The 23,605-nt window shown below is 68.4% G+C and carries 23 protein-coding genes and 2 tRNA genes; 20 read left to right on the top strand and 5 right to left on the bottom strand.

Annotated features, from left to right (window positions below; genetic code table 11):
• The first annotated feature begins 9 nt into the window (after positions 1-9).
• From ssuE to ACLJOO_RS06135, 7 genes are read left to right on the top strand one after another with little or no spacing between them, the layout of a single operon-like run.
• A complete protein-coding gene (gene ssuE, locus ACLJOO_RS06165; protein ID WP_410785824.1) occupies positions 10-1,065 on the top strand; it encodes an NADPH-dependent FMN reductase in 1,056 nt (351 codons plus the stop codon).
• A complete protein-coding gene (locus ACLJOO_RS06160) occupies positions 1,062-2,153 on the top strand; it encodes an LLM class flavin-dependent oxidoreductase (protein WP_410785823.1) in 1,092 nt (363 codons plus the stop codon). Before ssuE ends, ACLJOO_RS06160 begins: the two co-directional genes overlap by 4 nt.
• Entirely contained in the window at positions 2,150-3,466 is a 1,317-nt protein-coding gene (locus ACLJOO_RS06155; protein WP_410785822.1) for an NtaA/DmoA family FMN-dependent monooxygenase, read from the top strand. The genes ACLJOO_RS06160 and ACLJOO_RS06155 overlap by 4 nt, the downstream gene beginning before the upstream one ends.
• The gene (locus tag ACLJOO_RS06150; protein ID WP_410785821.1) at positions 3,463-5,358 is read left to right on the top strand and encodes an FAD/NAD(P)-binding protein; all 1,896 of its coding nucleotides are present in this window, start codon (positions 3,463-3,465) and stop codon (positions 5,356-5,358) included. Before ACLJOO_RS06155 ends, ACLJOO_RS06150 begins: the two co-directional genes overlap by 4 nt.
• A complete protein-coding gene (locus ACLJOO_RS06145) occupies positions 5,348-6,448 on the top strand; it encodes an LLM class flavin-dependent oxidoreductase (protein WP_410785820.1) in 1,101 nt (366 codons plus the stop codon). The genes ACLJOO_RS06150 and ACLJOO_RS06145 overlap by 11 nt, the downstream gene beginning before the upstream one ends.
• Positions 6,445-7,221, top strand: coding sequence for a DUF1684 domain-containing protein (locus ACLJOO_RS06140; RefSeq protein WP_410785819.1), 777 nt, complete (start codon positions 6,445-6,447; stop codon positions 7,219-7,221). The genes ACLJOO_RS06145 and ACLJOO_RS06140 overlap by 4 nt, the downstream gene beginning before the upstream one ends.
• Before the next feature lie 7 nt (positions 7,222-7,228).
• The gene (locus ACLJOO_RS06135; RefSeq protein ID WP_410785818.1) at positions 7,229-8,272 is read left to right on the top strand and encodes an LLM class flavin-dependent oxidoreductase; all 1,044 of its coding nucleotides are present in this window, start codon (positions 7,229-7,231) and stop codon (positions 8,270-8,272) included.
• A 56-nt stretch (positions 8,273-8,328) separates the two neighbouring features.
• Here the strand turns inward: ACLJOO_RS06135 and ACLJOO_RS06130 are convergent, their stop codons facing one another.
• Positions 8,329-8,961 (bottom strand): DUF899 family protein, encoded by a 633-nt coding sequence (locus ACLJOO_RS06130; protein ID WP_410785817.1) that lies wholly within the window; start codon positions 8,959-8,961, stop codon positions 8,329-8,331.
• A 185-nt stretch (positions 8,962-9,146) separates the two neighbouring features.
• Here ACLJOO_RS06130 and ACLJOO_RS06125 point away from each other — a divergent pair.
• The 3 genes from ACLJOO_RS06125 to rpmG all read left to right on the top strand — a co-directional run bounded on the left by ACLJOO_RS06125 (position 9,147) and on the right by rpmG (position 9,571).
• A tRNA-Thr gene (locus ACLJOO_RS06125) sits at positions 9,147-9,219 on the top strand.
• A gap of 44 nt (positions 9,220-9,263) precedes the next feature.
• A tRNA-Met gene (locus tag ACLJOO_RS06120) sits at positions 9,264-9,337 on the top strand.
• Between the two features lie 66 nt (positions 9,338-9,403).
• Positions 9,404-9,571, top strand: a complete 168-nt coding sequence (gene rpmG / locus ACLJOO_RS06115; protein ID WP_130384703.1) for a 50S ribosomal protein L33 — start codon at positions 9,404-9,406, stop codon at positions 9,569-9,571.
• A 57-nt stretch (positions 9,572-9,628) separates the two neighbouring features.
• Here rpmG and ACLJOO_RS06110 read toward each other — a convergent pair whose 3' ends face one another.
• The gene (locus ACLJOO_RS06110) at positions 9,629-10,375 is read right to left on the bottom strand and encodes a hypothetical protein (protein ID WP_410785816.1); all 747 of its coding nucleotides are present in this window, start codon (positions 10,373-10,375) and stop codon (positions 9,629-9,631) included.
• A gap of 72 nt (positions 10,376-10,447) precedes the next feature.
• On the opposite strand from ACLJOO_RS06110, the gene ACLJOO_RS06105 reads away from it, so the two are divergent.
• The 10 genes from ACLJOO_RS06105 (at position 10,448) to ACLJOO_RS06060 (ending at position 20,992) form a co-directional block, all read left to right on the top strand.
• Positions 10,448-10,870, top strand: coding sequence for a MaoC family dehydratase N-terminal domain-containing protein (locus ACLJOO_RS06105; protein ID WP_410785815.1), 423 nt, complete (start codon positions 10,448-10,450; stop codon positions 10,868-10,870).
• Positions 10,867-11,268 carry a MaoC family dehydratase gene (locus ACLJOO_RS06100; RefSeq protein ID WP_410785814.1) on the top strand — a complete coding sequence of 134 codons (402 nt, stop codon included), beginning with the start codon at positions 10,867-10,869 and terminating at the stop codon, positions 11,266-11,268. The genes ACLJOO_RS06105 and ACLJOO_RS06100 overlap by 4 nt, the downstream gene beginning before the upstream one ends.
• Positions 11,265-12,290, top strand: a complete 1,026-nt coding sequence (locus tag ACLJOO_RS06095) for a UDP-N-acetylmuramate dehydrogenase (RefSeq protein WP_410785813.1) — start codon at positions 11,265-11,267, stop codon at positions 12,288-12,290. The genes ACLJOO_RS06100 and ACLJOO_RS06095 overlap by 4 nt, the downstream gene beginning before the upstream one ends.
• A 131-nt stretch (positions 12,291-12,421) precedes the next feature.
• Entirely contained in the window at positions 12,422-13,273 is an 852-nt protein-coding gene (locus tag ACLJOO_RS06090; RefSeq protein ID WP_410785812.1) for a type IV toxin-antitoxin system AbiEi family antitoxin domain-containing protein, read from the top strand.
• A gap of 301 nt (positions 13,274-13,574) precedes the next feature.
• Positions 13,575-14,747 (top strand): ABC transporter substrate-binding protein, encoded by a 1,173-nt coding sequence (locus ACLJOO_RS06085; protein WP_410785811.1) that lies wholly within the window; start codon positions 13,575-13,577, stop codon positions 14,745-14,747.
• Positions 14,747-15,676 (top strand): carbohydrate ABC transporter permease, encoded by a 930-nt coding sequence (locus ACLJOO_RS06080; protein WP_410785810.1) that lies wholly within the window; start codon positions 14,747-14,749, stop codon positions 15,674-15,676. The genes ACLJOO_RS06085 and ACLJOO_RS06080 overlap by 1 nt, the downstream gene beginning before the upstream one ends.
• Positions 15,669-16,493 carry a carbohydrate ABC transporter permease gene (locus ACLJOO_RS06075; RefSeq protein WP_410785809.1) on the top strand — a complete coding sequence of 275 codons (825 nt, stop codon included), beginning with the start codon at positions 15,669-15,671 and terminating at the stop codon, positions 16,491-16,493. Before ACLJOO_RS06080 ends, ACLJOO_RS06075 begins: the two co-directional genes overlap by 8 nt.
• The gene (locus ACLJOO_RS06070; RefSeq protein WP_410785808.1) at positions 16,490-17,863 is read left to right on the top strand and encodes a hypothetical protein; all 1,374 of its coding nucleotides are present in this window, start codon (positions 16,490-16,492) and stop codon (positions 17,861-17,863) included. The genes ACLJOO_RS06075 and ACLJOO_RS06070 overlap by 4 nt, the downstream gene beginning before the upstream one ends.
• Positions 17,864-17,873: 10 nt before the next feature.
• Positions 17,874-18,758 carry a MurR/RpiR family transcriptional regulator gene (locus ACLJOO_RS06065; protein ID WP_410785807.1) on the top strand — a complete coding sequence of 295 codons (885 nt, stop codon included), beginning with the start codon at positions 17,874-17,876 and terminating at the stop codon, positions 18,756-18,758.
• Positions 18,759-18,769: 11 nt separating this feature from the next.
• On the top strand, positions 18,770-20,992 hold the full coding sequence (locus ACLJOO_RS06060; RefSeq protein WP_410785806.1) for an FAD-dependent oxidoreductase: 2,223 nt from the start codon (positions 18,770-18,772) through the stop codon (positions 20,990-20,992).
• Here the strand turns inward: ACLJOO_RS06060 and ACLJOO_RS06055 are convergent.
• From ACLJOO_RS06055 to ACLJOO_RS06045, 3 genes are read right to left on the bottom strand one after another with little or no spacing between them, the layout of a single operon-like run.
• Entirely contained in the window at positions 20,986-21,627 is a 642-nt protein-coding gene (locus ACLJOO_RS06055; RefSeq protein WP_410785805.1) for a MarR family transcriptional regulator, read from the bottom strand. The two genes, ACLJOO_RS06060 and ACLJOO_RS06055, sit on opposite strands and share 7 nt — an antisense overlap.
• Positions 21,624-22,262 (bottom strand): 2'-5' RNA ligase family protein, encoded by a 639-nt coding sequence (locus ACLJOO_RS06050; protein ID WP_410785804.1) that lies wholly within the window; start codon positions 22,260-22,262, stop codon positions 21,624-21,626. Before ACLJOO_RS06050 ends, ACLJOO_RS06055 begins: the two co-directional genes overlap by 4 nt.
• Positions 22,259-23,605: a hypothetical protein gene (locus ACLJOO_RS06045; RefSeq protein ID WP_410785803.1), complete on the bottom strand. Its 1,347-nt coding sequence runs from the start codon at positions 23,603-23,605 to the stop codon at positions 22,259-22,261. Before ACLJOO_RS06045 ends, ACLJOO_RS06050 begins: the two co-directional genes overlap by 4 nt.

The raw sequence follows: 23,605 nt of genomic DNA, 5'->3' as shown, positions 1-23,605 counted from the left end.
GAGAGCTCGATGGCGACCATTGCAACGATCTCCAGCAGCCCGTCGGTCCCGTCCCGGACCGACGCGGTTCTCGACTATGTCACCAAGCGCCTGATCAGCCACGGCCACACCGTCACCCCGATCGTGTTGCGCGACCTTCCGGCCGAGCCGTTGCTGCGCGGTCAGGCCGACGATCCAGCGATTTCCGCAGCGGCCTCGGTGCTCGAGAACGCGGACGCGGTCGTGGTCACGACTCCGGTCTACAAGGCGGCGTACTCCGGTTTGCTGAAGGTGTTCCTGGATCTGCTGCCACAGTACGCGTTGAAGGGCAAGACAGTGCTGCCACTGGCAACGGGTGGTACGCCGGCGCATGTGCTGGTGATCGACTACGCGCTCCGGCCGGTGCTCACCAGCCTCGGCGCGGGCGCGATCGGGCAGGGATGGTTCGTCCTGTCGTCGCACGTCCAGCTGTACGACGGCGGCGGGCTGCTGCTCGATCCGGTGGCCTCCGTCCCGCTGTATCAGGTGACGGAAGCGTTCCTCGCGACCGTCGAGGGCGAGCAGCCGGTGGAGAGTACGCCGGTGCAGCTCGCCGCGGTGGAGGCGGTCCGGGCACGTCCGGAGGATCCCGAGGCGGCGCCGCTGCTGGCGGATCTCGTCGTCGAGTACAGCACGCGGTACGGGCGTACGAACGAGAACACGCAACTGACCGAAGTGCCGCCGTCGGACTTTCACGCCGAGCGCGGCGGCGCGTTCGTCCTGCTGCGGTACGGCGGCCAGACGGTTGCCGGTGGCGCGATCCGTCGGTACGACGACGAGACCGCCGAGGTGAAGCGGATGTGGACGTCGCATCTGCATCGCCGGCAGGGGCTCGGACGTCGCGTGCTGGCGGAGTTGGAGGCGGCGGCGCTCGACCTCGGGTACCGGCGGCTGTATCTGACGACGGGTCCGCGGCAACCGGAGGCGGCCGGGTTGTATCTCTCGGTCGGGTTCGAGCCGCAGTTCGACACCGAGGCCGATCCCGAGTCGATCGGTCCGCTGCCGTTCCGGAAGGACCTCCCGGTGGCGTTGAAGGTGGCGTCATGAGTCGGGCGCTGATCACGGCGATCGAGATCGACGGGGCGGGTGGGGATCCCGGGGCGTGGCGTGGTCCGGAAACTGATCCGCGGGCGATTCTGACCGGTGAGCTCGCCGTACGCGCGGCGCAGCGGGCGGAGGCGGCGGGTGTCGACCTCGTGACGTTCGCGGATGCGCTCGAGGCGCCGGACGACGTACCTGATCGGGTGAGCGTGCGGCTGGATGCGCTCGGGCTGGCCGCGCGGGTTGCTCCGGTGACGCATCGGATCGGGTTGCTGCCGACGATCACCGTCACGCACACGGAACCGTTCCATGTGCAGGCGTCGGTGGCGACGCTCGACCACATCTCGGGTGGCCGGGCTGGGTGGATCGCGGACGTCTCGACCTCGGCCGAGGCGGCTGCGGTGATCGGGCGGCGCGAGCCGGCGCCGGCCGCCGAGACCTGGCGCGAGGCTCGGTACGTCGTCGACGCCGGGCGTCGCCTGTGGGACTCGTGGGAGGACGACGCGATCATCCGCGACGCCGTCACCGGGCGCTTCGTCGACCGGGAGAAGCTGCACTACGTCGACTTCGAGTCGCCGACGTTCAGTGTCAAAGGCCCGTCGATCGTCCCGCGGCCGCCGCAAGGGCACCCGATCACCGCGATCCGGGTCAGCACGCCGGACGCGCTGGAGGCGGCTGTTGATGCGGAACTGGTGTTTCTGCCGGAGTCCGGCGATCTTTCCGCTCAGGTGCTGGAGCTGCGGGAAAACGCTGGTCGCAGTGTGACGCTGACGGGTGGAGACGCCGGTCGGAGTGTGACCTTGACGGCGGACCAGGCGGCCGGGCCGCTCGTTCTCGTGTCGGCCGTGGTGCAACCGCACGCCGACGGTGTCGAGCAGCTCGCCTCGTTGATCGAGGGATGGGCGGCGGCGGGCGTTGACGGCGTACAGCTGCGGCCGGCGTCGCTCGAGCTCGACGTGCCGGTGATCGCGGAGCAGTTGCTGCCGGTGCTGCGGGACCGCGGCTTGGTCGGCTCCGGGAAGCGGGGCGGGAGTTTGCGCGGGCGGCTCGGGCTGCGGCGGCCGGTGAACAGGTACGCGAGGAGTGCGCGATGACCAAGCAGATCCACCTTGCCGCGCACTTTCCGGGCGTGAACAACACGACCGTCTGGTCGGATCCCGCGGCCGGGTCGCAGATCGATTTCGGATCGTTCCGGAAACTTGCGGAAACGGCGGAACGCGGGACCTTCGACTTCTTCTTCCTGGCCGAGGGTCTGCGGCTCCGCGAGGTGAAGGGACGGATCCACGACCTCGATGTCGTCGGCCGGCCCGAGTCGCTGACCGTGCTCAGCGCCCTGGCCGCGGTCACGACGCACCTCGGCCTGGCCGCGACCGTCAACTCGACCTTCAACGAGCCGTACGAACTGGCGAAGCGGCTGTCGACCCTCGACCACGTCTCCAACGGCCGCGCGGCCTGGAACGTCGTGACGTCCTGGGACGCGTTCACCGGCGAGAACTTCCGCCGCGGCGGGTACCTCGACAAGGGCGACCGGTACGTCCGCGCGCAGGAATCGCTCCGGATCGTGCGGAAACTCTGGGACTCCTGGAACGGTGACGAACTCGTCCTTGACCAGGCGGCGGGTGCGTTCGCCCGCGAGGGCGCTGGGGCCTTCGCGGACGACGGCGCGCATTTCACCATCCGCGGGCGGTTCGGTCTGCCGCCGTCGCCGCAGGGCCGGCCGGTGATCATCCAGGCCGGCGACAGCGACGAGGGGCGCGAGTTCGCGGCGGCGAGCGCGGACGTGATCTTCAGCCGGCACGGGACGTTCGAGGCCGGGCAGACCTTCTACAAGGACGTGAAGGCCCGGCTGGCGAAGTACGGGCGGACCGACGAGTCGCTGAAGATCATGCCCGCCGTGACGGTCGTGGTCGCGGACACGGACGCCGACGCGATCGAGAAAGCGGCGTACATCCGGGAGCAGCAGGTTTCCGGTCCGACCGCGTTGGTGCTCGCCGAACTGCTCTGGGGACGCGACCTCTCGGCGTACGACCCGGACGGTCCGCTGCCGGCCGAAGACCCGGTCGTCGGGTCGTCGGTCACGCAGGGGCGGGTCGGGTACAACGATCCGTTTCCGATCGTTTCCGAATGGCGGGCGCAGGCGGAGGCGCACGGCTGGTCGCTGCGGCAGACCGTCATCAACCAGCAGAACCGGCAAACGTTCGTCGGTTCGCCCACCACGGTCGCGGAGGCGGTCAACCGGCACGTCCAGGAAAACGCCGCGGACGGTTTCGTACTCGTTCCGCACCTCACCCCGTCCGGCCTCGACGACTTCGTCGACCGAGTTGTCCCACTGCTCCGCGAACGCGGCGTTTTCCGCACGGAGTACGCCGGCACGACCCTTCGCGACCACCTCGGCCTGGCCCTATGACCGTGGCCGATCTGCGTCCGTGGAAGGAGCCGCCGGCGACGGTGGTGTTCGTGGGCGGTGGGCCGCGGACCGTCGGGTTGCTGGAGCGGTTCGCGGCCAACGCCGAGGAATTGCTCGGTGGCCGACGGGTCGAGATCCACGTGGTGGATCCGTTTCCGGCCGGTGGCGGGCGGATCTGGCGGCGCGAGCAGTCGCGGCTGCTGTGGATGAACTCGATGACGTCCGACGTCACGATCTTCACCGACGAGTCGGTGGAGTGCGAGGGGCCGATCGTGCCGGGGCCGGACCTCGCCACCTGGGTCGCCGGCGAGGGCGCCGTGATCCTCGAGAAGGCCGGGCTCGAACCGCCTGGCCCGATGGACTTCCCACCGCGTCTGGTGCAGGCGGAGTACCTCGCGTGGGTGTGGGAGCGCGTCGTCCGCGATCTCCCCGCGACCGTCGTCACCCATCCGGAGCGGGCCGTCGAGCTCACTGCGGACCAGCGGGTGATCCTCGGGTCCGGACGGGAGATCGCGGCCGACGCGGTGGTCCTCGCGCTCGGCTACCTGGATCGGTTGCCCACGGCATCGGAATCGGCGTGGGCGGCGCAGGCCGCGGACGCCGGGCTGACCTACATCCCGCCGGGGTACACCGCCGACGTCGACCTGGACGGGCTGTGGCCGCAGGCGCCGGTGATCGTCCGCGGCTTCGGACAGGCGTTCGTCGACCTGATGGTGCTGCTCACCGAGGGCCGCGGCGGCTGGTACGACGAGTGCGACGGCCTGCTCAGCTACCACCCCTCCGGCGACGAGCCGATCCTGTACGTCGGTTCGCGCCGCGGCGTCCCGTACCACTCGAAGCTCGGCTACACCGTTCCGGGAACGAAGCCGGTCCCGACGCGCTACCTGACGAAGGAGGCGTTGGGCGAGGGTCTGCTCGACTTCGATCGTGACGTCGCGCCGTTGATCGAGAAAGAGCTGGCCTACGCCCACTACAAGCAGCTGTTCACCGCGCACCCGGAACGCGTCCGATGCCCGTGGGAGAGCTTTGCGAATGCCCTGGACGACTGGACGCCCGGCGCCGCGTCCGATCGGGAGTTCGCGGCCGCGGTTGCGGCCGCTGTTCCCGACGCGGCGGACCGGTTCGTTCGGGGTGAGGTGGATCGGCCGTTGGCCGGGCGGTTCTTCGGGGATCGGGAGGGGTTCGAGCGGTTTCTCACCGAGTTGATCGAGAACGATCTGCTCCGGCGCGCGGATCCGGCGTACTCGGCGGATCTGGCGGTGTTCAACGCGCTGCTGAGTATCTACAGCGTGTTGTCGCGGGCGATCACCGACGGGCAGTTGTCGGACGAGGACCGGGTGCGGCGGGTGGAGAGCGAGTGGCACGGGTTCTTCTCGTTCGTGGCGAGCGGACCGCCGCCGCGGCGGCTGGAGGAATTGCTCGCACTGCACCGGGCCGGCATCGTCCGGTTCGCCGGACCGGATCTCGAGGTTGCTATCGACAACGATCAGTTCGTTGCCACGAGCCCTGCTGTCGCGGGTGAGATCCGGGCGCGGGCCTTCGTCGAGGCCCGGTTGCCGCGTCCCGACGTACTCGCGACCGCCGATCCGTTGCTGCGCGGTCTGCTGGACTCGGGCGCGCTGGCGGCGGACGAGTTGTTCGCGGCCGACGGAACGAGTCTCGGCGGCGGACAGCTCAAGGCGGACTCGCGGTGCCGCGCGATCCGTTCCGACGGCTCCACGCAGGAAACGCTGTTTCTGCTCGGTCCGTCCGTTTCCGGATCGGCCGGCTCGTCAGGTTTCTCCCGGCCGCACTTCAACGGTCCCGGCTTCCGGCAGAACGACGCCGTCGCCCGGGACCTGCTCAAGCAGCTCGCACCCACCGTACGGAAGGAAGAACGCCATGCCAGTTGAGTTCCTCGGCATCGCCGGAACCAACCCGGCCAGCGAGGTGACGCCGCGAACCGGCGGCCCGCTGGACCTGGAATACACCAGCAAACTCGCGCGTGCCCACGAGGACAACGGATGGGACCGGATCCTGTTCGCCTACCACTCCGGCTCTCCCGACCCGGCCCAGGTCGCGGCGTACGTCGCCGGCCGCACCGAGCGGATCAACCTCGTCGTCGCCCACCGGCCGAACGTCGCCTACCCGACACTGGCCGCGAAAACGTTTGCGACCCTGGACCACCTGAGCGGCGGCCGGTTCGAGGTGCACGTGATCACCGGCGGGTCGACCGCGGACCAGGCCGCGGAGGGCGACTTCCTGGCGAAGGACGACCGGTACGGGCGGACGGCCGAGTTCATCCAGATCCTCAAGCAGGCCTGGACGTCGGACACCCGGTTCGACTTCGACGGAAAGCACTACCGGTTCGAGCAGTTCCTCGCCGACATCAAGCCGGTCCAGCAGCCGCGGCCGCGGATCTCCTTCGGCGGATCGTCCGCTGCGGCGTACGCGGTCGGTGCGGCCGAGGCGGACATCTTCGCGCTCTGGGGTGAGCCGCTGGCCGGGACCCGGGAGCAGCTCGCGACCATCGACGCTGCGGCGGCGCGCGCGGGACGCACGGACCGGCCGGCGATCCAGATCGCGTTCCGGCCGATCCTCGCGCCCACCGAGGAACTCGCCTGGGAGAAGGCGGAACGCATTCTCGGCCGGATCAAGGACGTGCAGGCCGGCGGCGTTCCGGCGAGCACCCGGCTGCGGTCGAAGACGCCGGAAAACGCTGGATCGCAGCGGTTGCTGAAGGCGGTCGCGGCCGGTGAGCGGCACGATCGCGCGCTGTGGACCGCGCCGACCGGTCTGACCGGCGGCGGCGGAAACTCCACGGCACTGGTCGGAACGCCGGAAACAGTGGCCGCCGCGCTGCTCGACTACTACGACCTCGGGATCCGGATCTTTTCCGCCCGCGGCTACGACATCTACGACGACGCGATCGACTTCGGCCGGTATGTAATCCCGCTCGTCCGCTCAGAGGTAGCCCAGCGCGAACAAAGGAAAGCGTCATGACTGTTGTTTCCGACCTGGAGCAGGATTGGCAGACCTGGCACGCGGCGCGGGAGCGCGACCTCGACACCGACTACGGCTGGCTGTCCGTCGTCGCCTTCAACTGGCTGACGGCCACGCCCACCGCGATCGACGGTCTGGCCGGAAAGTGGTGGGCGGACGAGCAGGCTCACGTCACGGCCTCCGGTGAACTCACGGCCGGCGGAGAACCAGTACACGGAACGGTTTCCGCCAGCGTTCCGGAAGCCGGCTCGCTCAGCTGGCTGCTGTACGGAAACCGGTTGGCGGAACTCGTTCTCCGCGGTGGCCGGTACGCCGTCCGGCAACGGGACCCGGGCGCCGCGACGCGGAAGGGCTTCAAAGGCGTACCGACGTACCCGATCGACGATGCCTGGGCGGTCACCGGGTACTTCAGCCCGTACCCGAAGGCGCAGCGGGTGGAGGTGTCGACCGCGCGCGACGACCTGCGTCAGCACATCACCGCGGTCGGCACGGTGCATGTGGCGTTGGGCAGTACGGCGTACGAGCTGGTCGCGACCGCTGCGAGTGACAGCCGGCTCAACCTCTCGTTCCATGACAAGACGAACGGTGAGGAGACGGCGCCCTGGCGGACGGTGACGACCGGGCCGGTGGAGCGGGACGGGTCGGTGCGGATCGACTTCAACCGGACCGTCAACCTGCCGTTCGCGTTCACGGCGTACGGAACCTGCCCGGCGCCGGTGCCCGGCAACCGGCTCGGTCTGCCGGTGACCGCGGGCGAGAAGAAGGTGCGGTGACACTCAGGTGAAGTTCTGCACCTACACGCTGATCGACAACTCGCCGGACCCGATCAGCGGCGTGCAGCTCACGCCGTCCGAGCGGTTCCGGCGCGTCGTCCAGCAGGCCCAGTGGGCGGAGGAGCTGGGCTTCGACGCGTACGGCGTGGGGGAGCGGCACGCGCAGCGGTTCATCTCGTCGTCGCCGCCGGTCGTACTGTCCTACATCGCGGCGGTGACGTCGCGGATCCGGCTGCTGACCACGGTGACCGTGCTGTCGCTGCTGGACCCGGTGCGGGTGGCGGAGGACTACGCGACGCTCGACCAGCTGTCGGGCGGACGGCTCGACATCATCATCGGGAAGGGAAACGACCCGGACCAGAACGGGCTGTTCGGGTACGAGCTGGACGGGCAGTGGGATCGGAACCGCGAGAAATACGAGCTGCTCCGGCGACTGCTGACGGAAACCGGAGTTTCCTGGTCGGGGCGTTATCGGCCGGCGTTGACGGACGCGACCACGCAGCCGCGGCCGTACCGACCGGAGGGCATCCCGCTGTGGCACGGATCGGCGTCGTCGACGGAGTCCACCGAGCTGGCGGCGCGCTGGGGTGACCCGTTGTTCTCGGCGAACGGGTTCCATCCGCTGGAGAAGTACGCCGGGCTGATCCGGCACTACCGGGAGCGTTGGGAGGCGTACGGGCGGGACCCGGCGGCGGCTGTGGTGGGCGCCGGGTTCAACGGGCTGTACGTGAAGAAAACGTCGCAGGAGGCGGTCGAGGGGTACCGGCCGATCTTCGACGCGTTCATGGACTCACCGGGCGCCCGGCACAACCAGCTGCCGTTCCGGACGCTGGAGGAGTTCCTCGACGGCGGATCGGTGCTGGTCGGGTCGCCGGAACAGGTGATCGACAAGTTCGGCCGATACCAGGAAGCGTTCGGGCACGAGCTTTCCGGCATCTCGCTGGAGGTCGCGGGACTCCCGGAGGAGGAGAACCGGGAGTCCGTTGAGACCTTCGTCACAGAGGTCATGCCGGTACTGCGTACGTCGTACCCCAGCCGCGTCTGGACCTAGGTCCTGTCTGGCAATCCAGCGCCGTAGCGAGGAGGTGCTGGATCACCAGACAGGACCTAGCCGTACGTCGGCGCCTGCGGCCAACCGGCTGGGGAGTCCTCCCAGTCCTCTTGGCGGCCGTACACGGCGAGGTCGGAAACGTTGGTGCTGAACAGCAGCCGGTCGACGCCGCGCTGGCCGGTTGTGTAAGTGCGGAAAACGTTGTCGCCGTCGCGCAGGAACATGCTCAGCAGGAAGCCGCCGCCGACGCCGCAGTCGGCGGAAAACGTCGTACCTGCCGAGGACGCGAACGGGATCTGCTCCCAGCCCATCTCCTTCCAATACCCGGCCATCTGCTCGATCGGCATGTCGGAAACGGTCGCCCAGGCGACGTCGTTGCCGGCCAGACCGGAAAGGTTGACGACGTTCTTGGTGAAGTACGTGCAGCCGCCGCAGAACGCGTCCGGCCCGACGTTCATGAACTGGTACAGCGCGAGCTGGCGGTGCTCACCGAAGAGCTCCAGCAGCGTGACCGGCCCGTCCGCCGACGTGAACGTGTACTCGCCGAATCGCACCATCGGTAGCCTCCGCCGCTGGGCCGCGATCCGGTCCAGGCTGCGCGTTGCCTCCTTCTCGGCGACCAGCAGTTCGGCGCGGGCAGCGGCCCATTCCTCGGCCGGCACCACCGGCGGCATTGCTGTCTCGGACATCCGTGCTCCTCTCGTAGGTTCTGTCCGTAGGACGGAGCCGATCGACGCTTCTCGACATCGAAAATCTGGTCGGGAGCACGCCGCGGAGACGGTATGCTTTCCCGGACGGACTGAGGGGCCTGCAAGGTGCGGTCGGCTCGATTTCACATCGGGGCGGCGGACCGTGTAATCTCTCTCCTCGGCCCGCCCCTTTAGCTCAGTCGGCAGAGCGTCTCCATGGTAAGGAGAAGGTCTACGGTTCGATTCCGTAAAGGGGCTCTGAGAACGGCATCCCACCTCCGGGTGGGATGACGAACTCACCCGGCGGGGTAGCTCAGGTGGTTAGAGCACACGGCTCATAATCGTGGTGTCGCGGGTTCGACTCCCGCCCCCGCTACCTGGCAAGGCAGTATCTCGAGAGTGCGATCACCTCAGTTGCGCACTCCTGACAGAAGAGGCAGCAGTGGCCAAGTCGACCGACATTCGCCCGAAGATCACGCTGGCATGCACGGTGTGCAAGGAGCGGAACTACATCACCAAGAAGAACCGGCGCAACGACCCGGATCGTCTTGAGCTGAAGAAGTACTGCCACCGGTGCAACGACCACACGGACCACCGCGAGACCCGCTGACCTCAGGTCTTTCGCAAGGGCCGCTTCGGACTACCGAAGCGGCCCTTGCGCGTTCCCTCAGACGGTCAGAATCGGCCGGCCGCCCTCGTACGCCGTGAGACGCTCGTCACGGGGAGTGAGACAGCACGAGCCGCAGAGGGTCCCGTTGCCGACCTCGCTCGTGTAATACAGACAGCAGGTGTTCCGCAGGTAGACGAGCTTCCCAGCCGCCACCTCCACCTCGCCGAGCCGCGCGAGCCCGCCCGGCGCCTTCGCCGTGAACGTCCGCCACCGCTCGAGCAGGTACGCCGGTTCTACCGTGATGTCCTCGCGCGTTGCGGCACAGAATCCCATCGCGACGCCCGCCGCAACACCGCCGTACACCTGCCGCAGCCCGGCCCGCGTCCGCCGGTGCAGCTCCTCGGAAAGTGGAAGCAGATGTTTCCGCAGTACGACGTCGTACAGCGTTTTCAGCCCGCCGGGCAGGAAATCCGCGGAACGTACCGCGACCGCCGCGATGCCGTGCCCGTCGTGCGGCCGGACCCACAGGTTCTGCGGGCGGATGTCGAGGACGTGACCCTCCAGCGCCCAGAGCAGGAGCGCGGTCGCGGGCGCCCGGCCGGCGTAGAACGACATCATGCTGAGCGCGTTCGCGTGCGCCGTACGGTGACAACTGGCCTCGTCGTCCCGCTTGAGCAGCTCGGTGAGCTCTGGACTGCCGGGCTCCAGGATCCGGTCCACCCGCAGCCACTCGGAGCCCTCCGGCTCGCCGATCTCCAGCCGGTACCGAGGCGCGTACTTCGCCAGCGCCGCCACTGCCGTCACGTTCAACCTTCTCCGTCCGGAATCATGGGCGGCGGAAACCCCTGCGATAGTCTGCCAGTAGGGTTAGCGGATATGACGATCGACGCCACGATGGTCGGCCGGAGTTACGCGGCCGCCGAGTCCTACCAGGTCGGCCGGGAGAAGATCCGGGAGTTCGCCGAAGCGATCGGCGACCGTAACCCGGCGTACCGGGGCGATGACGCGATCGCGCCGCCGACGTTCGCGTTCATGGTCGGCAGCCGCGCGCTCGAGGAGCTGCTGAACGACGAGGAGCTCGGCCTGCGGCTGGACCGGATCGTGCACGGCGCGCAGAAGTTCAACTACACGCGCCCGATCAAGGCCGGTGACGACATCGCCGCGACCGCCACCATCACCACTGTGCGCAAGGCCGGTCCCGTCGAGGTGATCATGTACGAGACCACTCTGACCACCGTCGACGGCGAACCGATCGCCACGGCGACGTCGACCCTCTCGCACAACCGGGCGGACGCATGATCGAGGTAGGTACCGAGCTCCCGCCGCTGACCGTCACCGTCAAGCGCGAGGACTTGGTCCGGTACGCCGGGGCCAGCGGGGACTTCAACCCGATCCACTGGAACGACCGGATGGCCGCGGCGCTCGGCCTGCCCGGCGTGATCGCGCACGGGATGCTCACGATGGCGTCCGCGGTGCGCGTCGTCACGGACTGGCTCGACGATCCGGCCGACTTGGTGGAGTACGGCGTACGGTTCACCAAGCCGGTCGTCGTACCGGATGACGACAAGGGTGCGAGCGTGACGTTCTCCGCGAAGGTCGACAAGGTCGTGGAGGGGCTGGCCGAGATCGACATCACGGCGGTGGCAGGCGAGGAGAAGGTGCTCGGCCGGGCCAGGGCGGTCGTGCGGGTCCGGTGAGTACGCACGTGTCGCTGGCCGACTACACCACGCTGCGGATCGGTGGTTCGGCGGACAAGTTCGTCGAGGTCAGCACCGAGGAGGACCTGATCACGGCGGTCCGGGACGCCGACGCGGCCGGGGAGCCGGTGCTTCTGCTCTCGGGCGGCAGCAACGTGGTGATCGGGGACGACGGGTTCCGCGGGACCGTGGTGAAGATCGCGACCTCCGGGATCCGCGTCGACGCTTCCGCGTGCGCGGGGGCGATGGTGCACATCGCGGCCGGGGAGGACTGGGACGGCGTCGTACAGCGCGCGATCGCGGAGGAGTGGAGCGGGCTCGAGTCGATGTCCGGCATCCCCGGGCTCGCCGGGTCGACGCCGGTGCAGAACGTCGGGGCGTACGGTCACGAGGTCGCGGAGACGGTCGCGTCCGTGCGGGTCTGGGACCGGGTCGCCGGCAAGGTCGAGACGATCTTCGCGGCCGACTGCGGATTCAGTTACCGCAACTCGCGATTCAAGGCCGACCCGTCGCGGTACGTCGTACTCGAGGTCGCCTTCCAGTTGACGCTGGGCGATCTTTCCGCGCCGGTCGGGTATGCCGAACTGGCCCGGGTGCTCGACGTCGAACCGGGTTCGCGCGCGCCGATGACCGAGGTCCGGGACGCCGTCCTCGCCCTGCGCCGCAGCAAAGGCATGGTCCTCGACCCCGCCGACCACGACACGTGGAGCGCAGGCTCCTTCTTCACCAACCCCATCCTCGACACCCCCGCCGAGGTCCCCGCCGGCGCTCCCCAGTGGCCGCAACCCGACGGCCGCGTCAAAACCAGCGCCGCCTGGCTCATCGAACACGCCGGCGTCTCCAAGGGCTTCACCATCGGCAACGCCGCCGTCTCCACCAAACACACCCTCGCCCTGACCAACCGAGGCCAAGCCACCGCCAAGGAACTCCTGACCCTGGCCACCCACGTCCGCACCCAGGTCCAACAATCCTTCAACATCTCCCTGATCAACGAACCTGTCCTGGTGAACTGCACGTTGTAAGGACAGGACGTACCTGTTCCTGAGTAACCGGCTGAGCGTTCCGAGTCTTCGCCGGGGCGACTACCTCCTGTCGTTAGCGGGCCTGTGGACAACTTCCGCCCCGGTTGCTGCCAATCCCGCAGTATCGGTGGGTGACCGTTGTCGCCGAGATCCTGGCCCGGCTCGGTGGCTGTGCCACAGCCGCGCAGCTGGTCGGACTGGTCTCGCCCGCAGCCTTGAAGGCGGCGGTACAGCGAGGCGAGGTCGAGCGGCTCGCGCGGGGTGTCTACGGTCTGCCCAATCTCGGCCCGGACCGACTTGCTGCGGTCGCCTACGACGGTGTCGTTTCCTACACCAGCGCTGCAAAGGCCTGGGGGCTGCCGCTACTTGTACAGCCGGAGAAGCCGCATGTCACGGTCCCTGCGAAGCGCAGGCCCCGGCCGGGACGCCCGGTTGAGCTGCACTGGGCAGCGGTCTCGCGGGCGGAGCGTGATGCTCGGCTGACGGGCCTGCTGCGAACAGTCCTGGATTGTTCGCGGCTCCTGCCGTTCGGCGAGGCACTCGCGGTGGCCGATGCGGCGTTGGGGTCTGGCAGGCTGGCGAAGGACGAGTTGGAAGCTGCGGCCGAGGCGATGCGTGGGCCGGGTCGCCCGAACGCGATCCGGGTCGCCGCCGCGGCCACCACGCGGTCGGAGAGCTTCCTGGAGTCGACGTTGCGGAGCCTGTTGATCGACGCCGGGATCGATGACTTCGAGCCGCAGGTCGTCGTGTACGCCGGCGGCATCCGAGTTCGGGTCGACCTCGGGCATCGGGCGGCGCGGATCGCGCTGGAGGCGGAGGGCTATGAGTTCCACGGCTCGCCTGGTGCGTTCGCTGCGGATTGCAGGCGGTACGACGACCTGGTCGCTGCCGGCTGGTTGGTGCTGCGGTTCACCTATCAGCAGGTGATCGGGGATCCGGCCTGGGTGGTTGAGACCGTTCGCAGCGCGCTCGCGGTGCGCTAACGACAGGAGGTACGCCCGTCGACCCGCCCGAGATGCGCTGGCGATCAGGCGTCGACGGCCGGCGGGAGGTACCACCTCCTGTCGTTAGCGGGTCTGAAAAAGATTTGCGTTGGGGGTAGGCAGGAGGGATAGGTTTCGCTAATCTTTTGCGCAATCTGGTGGGAGGTGGGTTGTGAGGCGTAAAAGATTTTCTCGGCGGGAGGTGTTGGCCGGGGTGGGGGCGGGGCTGGCTGCTGCTGTGGTCCCGGGGTGTTCCGGTGGGGACGGTGGGCGGTCGGGGGCTCTGCAGGTGTGGGGCGGGGTGCCGGCGGCATCCGGGCCGGCTGATGTGGTGAAGGCGTTCCAGGAGAAGTTTCCGCAGTACAAGGTGAACTACACGCGGTTCGTGAACGACGACCGCGGCAACCTCAAGCTCGACACCGCCCTCCAGGGCGGCGTCGACATCGACGTGTACTTCACGTACTCGCAGGGCGCGATGGCGTTGCGGGCCGGGTCCGGACTGGCGGCGGACCTGACCGATCGGGTCAAGGCGGATCCGGAGCTGCAGGTGTTCCTCGACACCGAGCAGCCGCGGTCGTACATCGACAACGGCAAGGTCAAGGCGCTCGCCACCGCGCGGGAGCCGTTCTTCGTGCTGTTCAACGAGAAGCTCCGGCAGCAGGCCGGCGTGGAGCTCCCGCAGGCGTGGACGATCGACGAGTTCCGCGCGACGGCGAAGAAGCTGACGACGGACAAGACGGTCGGCGCGTACACGCTGCCCGACGTCGCCCGGATCGCCCTCGGGCCGAACTACTGGTACGACGGAAACCGCTCGAACTTCGGCGATCCGCACTTCGAGCAGGGTTTCCGCCTCGGCCGCGAGATGATCGCCGAGGGTACGGCGTTCCCGTGGACCGAGGTGCTGTCCCGGCACCTCGACGCGTACCAGCAGAACTCGTTCCTCGGCGAGGAGTTCCACCTCTGGTCGACGGCCCCGTTCAACCTGCGCTACTTGTACGACGCGAAGAAGTACCCGCACGACTTCAAGGTCGCGTTCGCTCCGTCGCCGACCGTCGACGGCCAGAACTGGAACGGCGGCTCGTTCAGCAACTTCATCATGGTCAACCCGAAGTCGCCGAAGTTCGAGGCGGCCTGGGCGTTCGTGAAGTTCTGGCTCACCGAGGGCGCGACGCCGATGCTCAAGGGTGGCAAGATGCCGGCGCTCGGCAACGTCACCGACGAGCAGATCGTTTCCGGAATGCTCGGAAAAGAACCGGAGAAGTACTTCGATCTCGACTCGTTCCGGCGCGTCGTCCTGGCGTCCGATCCGAAGCTCGCGACCGATACCCGGCTGACCGGATTTCCGGAGATTTCCCTCGCGGTGAAGCAGCAGCGCGACCTGTGCTGGCTCGGCGAGAAGGACCCGGGGGTCGCGATTCGTGAGGTACGGCGGCTCGCCGACGCCGCGATCGCCCGTAACGAGAGGAGGCCCTGATGGCCACCGCCGCAGTCGCCACCGCCTCGAAGGTCCGGACCGAGAAGGCGCCCGGAATCAAGCCGCGCGGCTGGATCGGGTTCCTGTTCATCGCGCCCAACCTGCTCGGCGTGGTCGCGTTCACGCTGATCCCGCTGATCAGCGTGGTGGTACTCGCCTTCACGGACTGGAACCTGGTGTCCGGCCTCGGCGGCATCACCTTCAACGGCATCGACAACTTCGTCGCGATCGCCCGGGACCCCGGGTTCTGGCACGCGATCGGCCTGACGATGGTGTACGTGGTGGTGTCGGTCCCGCTCACCGTCGTCCTCGGACTCGCCCTCGGGATCGCGCTCAACCGCCCGCTCCCGGGTCGCGCCGTACTCCGGGCGATCTTCTTCCTGCCGTACATCGTCAACGTGGTCGCGATCGGCATGACCTGGTTGATGTTGATGAACCCGAAGGCCGGTCTGGTGAACCAGGTCCTCGACGCGTTCGGGATCCAGCCGGGGTGGTTCGCTTCCTCGCACTGGGCGCTGCCGGCGCTGATCGTGATGGCGGTGTGGGGCGGCGTCGGGTACTGCTCGCTGATCTACCTGTCCGCACTGCAGGACGCGCCGCGACAGCTGTACGAGGCGGCTGATATCGACGGCGCCTCCGCGTGGTCGAAGTTCCGCGTGATCACCTGGCCGTCGTTGCTGCCGACAACGATCTTCCTGCTGGTCACGCTGATCATCGGGGCGTCGCAGGGCTTCGGCTTGATCGCGCTGATCACCGCCGGCGGTCCGGGCGACGCAACCACCACGATCTCGTACTACATGTACCAGACCGGCTTCCAGTTCTACCGGTTCGGTTACGCGTCGGCGATCGGCCTGGTGACCTTCGTCGGCGTACTCGTCCTGACCCTGGTCACCTGGCGGGCGCAGCGAGGGAGGGCCCTCAATGACTAAGAAATACAGCAAGTGGATCTGGGGTGTCCCGCTGTGGATCCTCGCCATCGGTTTCCTGGCGCCGTTCGCGTGGATGATCTCGACCGCGCTGAAGCCGGACGTGGACGCCTACAAGATCCCGATGCAGTGGATCCCGGACCCGTTCCAGTGGGACAACTTCAGCACGGTCCTGAGTGGGGCGACCTCGGTCCTTCCGGCGTTCGGCCGCTCGGTGTTCGTGGCGCTGCTGCGGGTCGCGGGGGAGCTGATCACCGCGACGATGGCCGGCTACGCGTTCGCCCGGATGTCGTTCAAGGGCCGGGACAAACTGTTCCTGCTGTACCTGGCGACGGCGATCATTCCGGCGCAGCTGCTGCTTGTTCCGCGGTTCATCTACTTCCAGAAACTCGGGCTGTACGACACCCTCTGGGCGCTGATCCTGCCGGGGATGTTCACCGTGCTCGGAACGTTCCTGATGCGGCAGTTCTTCGTCAGCCAGCCGGCCGAGTTCGCCGAGGCGGCCCGGATGGACGGCGCGAACGAGTGGCGGGTGTTCACCCGGATCTACTTGCCGTTGGCAACGCCGGTGATGAGCGCGCTCGGCATCCTCGCGTTCGTCTGGTCCTGGAACGACTACGAGACGCCGCTGGTGCTGATCAGCAACCCGGACCGCTACACGCTGCCGCTCAGCCTGACCAACTTCGTCGACGAGCAGGGCCAGATCGCGCCCGGCCTGACGATGGCCGCCTCGGTGATCTCGATCGTGCCGGTGCTGATCGTGTTCGTCGTCCTGCAACGCCGGTTCATCGCCGCCATGACTCATACGGGAATCAAATGAACGTTTCCGGAATCTTTCCGCATCTCGCGCAGATCGGTGACTTCGGCCCGCCGCGCAGCGAGCTCGGTATCGGTTCGCTGATGCCGTGGAACGGGAAGCTCTACGTCCAGAACTACAACTCCCACAAGGCGCCGTCCGGCGCGGGCGTCAGTCTGCGCCGGGTCGACGCCGACCTGTCGATGGAAATCGTTCCGGAAACTCTCGGCGTGGACGGAACGTACACCAACCGTTTCGTGCATTTTCCGACGTCGAAGCTGGTCCTCGGGCCGCACGTGATTTCCGCGGACCACAAGATCGTGACGGTCCCCGAACTCGAGCCGCTGCGGGTCTGCGGTACGTCGCGGCACCTGACGAAACCGGACACGCACGTCTACGTGCTCGCGATGGAAGGCGAGCTGTTCGAGCTCGACGTCACGACGTACGAGTGCACGCAGCTCTTCGACCTGAACGACGAGCTCGGGACCGACGGCGAGATGAAGGTCCACTACAAGGACTGCTACACGAGTTTCGGCCGGCTCGTGGTGTGCTCCAACGAGTACGCCGAGCCGGAGTGGGCCGGCGAGCGGTCTCGCGGCCGGCTGGCCGAGTACGACGGTACGTCGTGGAAGATCCTGCGGGACGATCCGTTCACCGCGATCGGCGGGCGGCACGAGTTCGGCGGGACGATCTTCGCGACCGGGTGGGACCGGGCGTCGGCGATCCTCGAGGTGTTCACCGAGGCCGATCAGCGGTGGACGCGGTACCGGCTGCCGAAGGCGTCGCACTGTTTCGACCACAAGTGGCAGACCGAGTGGCCGCGGATCCGCGAGGTCGAGCACGAGCGGCTGCTGATGGACCACCACGGGATGTTCTACGAGGTGTCGCCGTGGGCGTACGGCGGCCGGATCTGGGGTGTCCGCCCGATCTCGACGCACCTGTGGGTCCTGGGCGACTTCTGCTCGTGGCGCGGGATGCTCGTGGCGGGTGCGGACAACGCGTCACCGAGTCACGGGCTCAATCCGACGACGGCCGAGCCGCAGTCCGGATTGTGGTTCGGGAAGACCGACGACCTGTGGAGCTTCGGAAAGCCGGCCGGGTGGGGCGGGCCGTGGTGGGAGACAGCGGTTTCCGCCGGCGTTCCGTCCGATCCGTACCTGATGACGGGCTTCGACGGAAAGTGTCTGCACCTGGAGAACTTCTCCGAAACTCCGCTGACGATCACGGTCGAGATCGACTTCCACGGGCACGGCCGGTTCGGCGCGGTGGAGACGTTGACGGTCGACCCGGGGCAGATCCGGTCACACGTTTTCCCGCCCGGGTTCAGTGCGCACTGGGTGCGTGTGGTCAGTGACACCGACGGTGTGGCGAGTGCCCAGTTCGTCTATACGTGACGATGACGGGATGACAGAGATGGAGAGAGCGGACAGCCCGAGCCCGTTGCAGCTGGTCAAGCGGGCCTTGCCCGAGCTGAACGGTGCGATGCAGCGGGTCGCCGAACACATCCTGGCGAACCCGGACGAGGTCGCGCGCGGTTCGATCACCAAGCTCGCCGAGGCCGCGCAGACCTCGGCCGCGACGGTCACCCGGCTGTCGACCCACCTCGGGTACGCCGGGTATCCCGCGCTGCGGGCCGCGCTGGCGATGGAGGTCGGCCGCGGTCTGGAGGCCGGCTGGGCGAGCGACATCGGTATGGCGATCGGCCCGGCGGATCCGCCCGAGCAGGTGCTGAACGTGCTCGCGTCGACGCAGGCGAACGCGTTGCGGAACGCGTTGGCCGCGATCGACCTGACCGCGGCCACCCGGGTCGCGGACGCGATCGCCGGCGCCCGGCGAACCCACATCTACGGCGAGTGGGGCGACGCGATCCCGGCCCGCGAGCTGTACATCCGGCTGCTGCGGATCGGCATCCCGGTGGGCTTCTTCGACGGTCCGCAGTCCTCGCAGATCGGCGCCGGCCTGCTGGGCGAGGGTGATGTGGCGCTGACCGTCACGCGGTCCGGCACCGATCCGACCACGCTCGACTTCATCAAGCGCGCCGGCGAGCAGGGCGCGCTCACCGTCGCGATCACCGGGATGCCGGACGCGCCGATCGGCCGGATCGCCGACGTCACGCTCGACACCGGTACGCCGAACGGCGCGAACTGGACCGAGTTCTTCGCCGGCCGCGCGAGCGACGTACTGACGGCCGGCCTGTTGTTCGTCCTGGTCGCACAGCGGGTGCCCGATCACCTGACCGCACATCATCCGAACGGGCCCGGGCAGCCCGTCGTCCAGCGAGATACCTGAAGGGTTCGTGCATGCAGCAGTTCGAGGTCCAGTCCGATCTGACCGTCGTCGGCGGCGGGCTCGCCGGGATCTGCGCGGCGATCGGCGCCGCGCGGCAGGGGAGCACCGTGGCGCTGGTGCAGAACCGGCCGGTGCTCGGCGGCAACTCGTCCAGTGAAGTGCGGGTGTGGGTGTGCGGGGCGACCGCGCACGGCGTCCAGAGCTTCGCCCGCGAGACCGGCATCATGGGTGAGCTGTTCGTCGAGAACCAGTTCCGGAATCCGCTCGGAAACCCGTACTACTGGGATCTCGTGCTGCTGGAGGCGGTCCGCGCCGAGCCGCGGATAACGCTGTACTTGAACACCGACGTCCGGTCCATAGAGGCCGCGGACGGCGAGATCCGGTCGGTGACCGGGTGGCAGATGGGGTCCGAGAAGGAGATCCGGTTCGTCAGCCCGGTGTTCGTGGACTGCTCGGGCGACGGCCTGGTCGGCCTCCTCGCGGGGGCGGAGTACCGGACCGGGCGGGAGCCGCGCTCGGAGTACGACGAGTCGTGGGCACCTGACGTACCGGACTCGAACACGCTCGGCAGCACGATCCTCTTCTACAGCAAGGACGCCGGGGAACCGGTGCGGTTCGTGCCGCCGTCCTTCGCCCGGGACGTCACGGAAACCGCGATTCCGGAACGCCGCGTGATCCGGACCGACATGAACGGGTGCGCGTTCTGGTGGATCGAGTGGGGCGGTGAGCTGGACGTCGTCGACGACAACGAGGCGATCCGCGACGAGCTGCAGGCCGTGGTGTACGGGATCTGGGACCACATCAAGAACTCCGGGCGGTTCGACGCCGACAACCTGACCCTGGAGTGGATCGGGTCGGTCCCCGGAAAACGTGAGTACCGGCGTTTCCTCGGCGATCACGTGCTGACCCAGCACGACGTGCTCGACCAGACGGACTTCGACGACCGCGTGGCCTTCGGCGGCTGGTCGATCGACCTGCACCCGCCCGGCGGCGTGTACGCGGCCGAACGCGGATCGAAGCACTGGCATCCGGACGGCAATTACCACATTCCGCTGCGTTCCCTGTACTCACGGAACGTCCGGAATCTGTGGATGGCCGGACGGAACATCAGCGCGAGCCACGTCGCCTTCGGTACGACGCGCGTGATGGCGACCTGTGCGCTGCTCGGTGAAGCGGCCGGCGTCGGCGCAGCTGTTGCCCTGCGCAACGGATTGACGCCACGTGAGCTCGCGCATGACCGGTTCGGGCTGATGAAGCACGCGTTGACCCGCGCCGACTCGTCGGTCCTCGGCGTCCTCGACGACGACCCGGAAAACGCTGCACTTTCGGCGACTGTCACGGCGTCCTCCACGCTGACCCGGCCGGCGCTCGAGGTCTCGTCCGGAACGTTGCCGCTGACCACTGATCTCGGAATGGTCATCCCGGTCGACCCTGCTCTCGATGGGTTCGAGCTACTCGTCGACTCGACCGGCGGTGCTCTGACCGTCGAGCTCCACGACCCGGTCAAGGCGCAGAACTACCTCCCGGCCAAGCTCATCGACTCCTGCACCGTCGAGGTTCCGGCCGGCGAGAAGCGCTGGATCCACGTCCCGTTGGCCTGGCGTCCGTCCGGTCCGTGCAACGCGTTCGTCGTACTGCGAAGCACGCCGGACATCTCCGTGCACACCGCTGCGACGGGTCTCCCCGGCACGGTTCATTTCGCCCATCGCGACCCGGCGCCCGATGAGCAGTGGACCGAGCAGTTCCGCGCCTGGAAACACATTCTGCCCCGCGGCGGCCTGTGCATCCGCCTCGGCGAGACCGCGGCGTACGCACCGGAAAAGGTGATCGGTGGCTACTCCCGCCCGTACGGCGGCCCGAACCTCTGGTCGTCCGAAGACCTGGCCTGGGACTCCGAACCTTGGCTCGAACTCACCTGGTCCGAGCCGGTGGAACTCTCCGAGATCGTCGTCGTCCTGGACGCGGACGTCCAAGAGGACCTCATCAACCTCCACCACCACCGCACCCCATTCGAGTCCCTCCCCACTCTCGTCGCTGACTACGACGTGGAGATCCGAGACGGCGACGGCCAGTGGCAGTCCGTCGCTCGGGTCACCGACAACCACCACCGCACCCAGCACCACCACCTGGACAACCCCACCCGAGCCACCCACCTCCGCCTCACGACCCGACGTACCAATGGCGCCCCACGAGCCCACGTGGTCTCCGTCCGCGCCTACAGGTCGGCTCAGTAACGCCACTCGAGTTCGTGCTGCAGCATCCAGTGCGTCAGAGGTTCAGCCGCGTCGGCCGACGCTGCACCCGTCAGAAGGTCTGCGAGGACCTGTGCGGGTGCAGCGAGCCGGAGACCGCTGTCGGTCTTCCGGGAGCGGGTGTAGACGACATCCCCGGAAGGCTCGGCCAAGATGAGCGCCCTGCCCCTGGCCGGCACGAGCTCCCACACCGCGGCCGCAGCCCGCGCGTCCGGGGTGTAGATCACGGTCGGGCCGGCCGGTGTCTCTGGTGCCCACACGTGCGCTGCATACGTGCCGCTGACTGCGTGACGGACCGGTGAGGTCGCGACACGGTCCAGGAGCGGCTGGGCGCCGTGTTTGCTGCGCCAGTACGTCTGACGGACGTCGCGGCTGAAGCGGACCTCCTCGTTCCAGCGGCGGAGCAGGGTGAGCCAGCTCGGTACGGCGACGACTCCGGGCGCCTGACGCTCTATGAGTTCTTCGCGCTCGAGCCGGTTGACCACCCGCCGGATGGTCTGCGCGGGGACACCGGTGGTCGTCACAAGGTCATGCGTGGTCCAGAGGCTGCGGAAGTCCAGGAGCGCGCGAATGATCAGCGACGCCGCGTCACCGGCCAGAGGGCTGACGGCGCTCATGAACTCGCTCCGCTCGGCCGGGCCCCGAGCCGGAGGCTGGCGTAGGTGGTCCACTCGTACTGGTTGTGATCGCGGTTCAGGTTGATGAGGCTGACTCGGCTGATCTCGGTTCTGGCGGCGCCGCCGGCCAGCGCGTTCACGCGTTGGCGGAGCGGCTCAGCGGGCGCGGGCTGGTTCCAGTAGCCGAGTGAGATGTGCGGGTCGAGTTCGGGCAGCGCGGGCACGGAGTCGCTGCCCCAGACGTCGGTGATCGCGGCGCGGAGCTGCGCGCGCAGACGGCGCATGCGGTCGACGGGGGAGACCGGGAGCTGCAGGCTCTCGACGTCGACGACCGCGGGGCCGAGCTTGATCTCGAACGGCCGGAAGTACTCGAGCCGGCGTTGCGCCGCGTCGATGATCGGGTCGAGGTCCGCCTGCGGGACCTTGTCGGCGAACCCGATCCCCTGCAGCGTGAGATGCAGCCACTGGACCGGCACCGGCGTGATCCCGGGCAGCGAACCGACCAGCCGCTGGTACGCCGCGTGCATGTCGGTCAGCACGGCGTCGTTCGGGAAGATGACGTGCCACGTGTAGAACGATCGCCCGGGCCGCCAGTTGGGGCGCCAGTACCAGTGATCGCGGACTTCCCTGATCATGTGTGCTCCTCGATCACGCGTCGTCGGTTCGGGGTCGTGAGGCGCGCGGGTAGTCCTGGTTGCTGGGTGAACTCGGCGATCCGGTCCCGCAGCATCCGGCCCTTCGGGCTCCGCGCGTACGGCGCTGTCAGGGCCGCGACCTCCGCGAGGCGGTGGATCAACGGGCGCACGCGGTACTCCGGCTGGAGCTCCAGCACCGGGTCGACCGCCTCGATCGCGCCGTCTAGGTGTCCGAGGAGCAGCCGCGCCTTCGCCTGCTGCAGGCGGGCCATCCGTTCGGAACCGGCGTTCCGGAGCGCGTACGGGACGGCCTCGAACAGCGCGATGCTGTGGTCGGCGTGATCCGCGGTGCGTTGTGCGTCGCCGAACGCCAGGTGCGTGTCCGCCCACAGTCCTTCGGCGCGTTCCGGCGTACAGAGCAGGACTCCGCCTGGTTCGGAATCGGCCGGGTGGACGGCGAGGGTTCGGGCGACCTCGAGGAGGTCACGGGCCCTGTCCGTACGTCCCGCGCGGGCGAGGTCGACGGAGGCCGCGCTGGCGAGGAAGAGTCTTGCCGTGCCGGCGTTGTACCGCAGGCCGTCCTCGGCGTACGCCGCCGCGCGGGCGAAGTCCTCCTGCCAGAACGCGGCGGTGTGCTGGGTGGCGCGGATCCAGCCTCGCAGTACGTCGTGATCCGCGGCCTCGGCGCAGGCCCACGCCGTACGGGTATGACCCTCGGCGATATCCGGGCGACCGAGATCGACCGACATCCAGGCGAGCAGGGTGATCGCCCAGCCGGCGGCCGCGTACAGGTCGCGTGACTGGCGCGGCGACTGATTGCCGGCCAGCAGTCCGAAGGCGCGGTCCCGGATCGCGCGGCTCTTCGCGAACAGCGGCCGAATCGGCGTCCGCAGGTACGACTGCGCGATCCGCTCGATGTCGGCGAGCGACTGTTCGACGGTGAGCTCGCCGACGTTCGACTCTTCGGCGAACGACAGCAGCCCGATGGACTCGTCGCCCGCGGTCACCAGGTCGTCGTCGTGACCGGCCATCGACGCCGGCGGCGTCAGGTCCGGCTCGGTCAGAGCGAGGCCGGAGGGCGGGAAGAATCCGAGGTCGTTGTCGGAGGCAACGCCGAGCACGTGCCGCAGACCGGAGCGGTACGCCGCGCCCGGCCAGCGGACCGCGCCGCGTTCCAGCTTGGCGATGTAGTGGCCGTCGAGCTCGTACTTGATCTCGGTCGTGTCCCAGAGCCACGCGCAGATGGTGTCGGCGAGCTCGCTCCGGGACATGTGTTCACCCGGCGCGCGCCGTGATGGGGTGCGTTCTCGCGCCTCGCGGAGAAACTCGTTCGGCCCTGACAT

The sequence above is a fragment of the Kribbella sp. C-35 genome (assembly GCF_046549195.1).
In the GTDB taxonomy this organism is placed as follows: domain Bacteria; phylum Actinomycetota; class Actinomycetes; order Propionibacteriales; family Kribbellaceae; genus Kribbella.
This window is presented reverse-complemented; position numbering and strand designations above follow the sequence as displayed.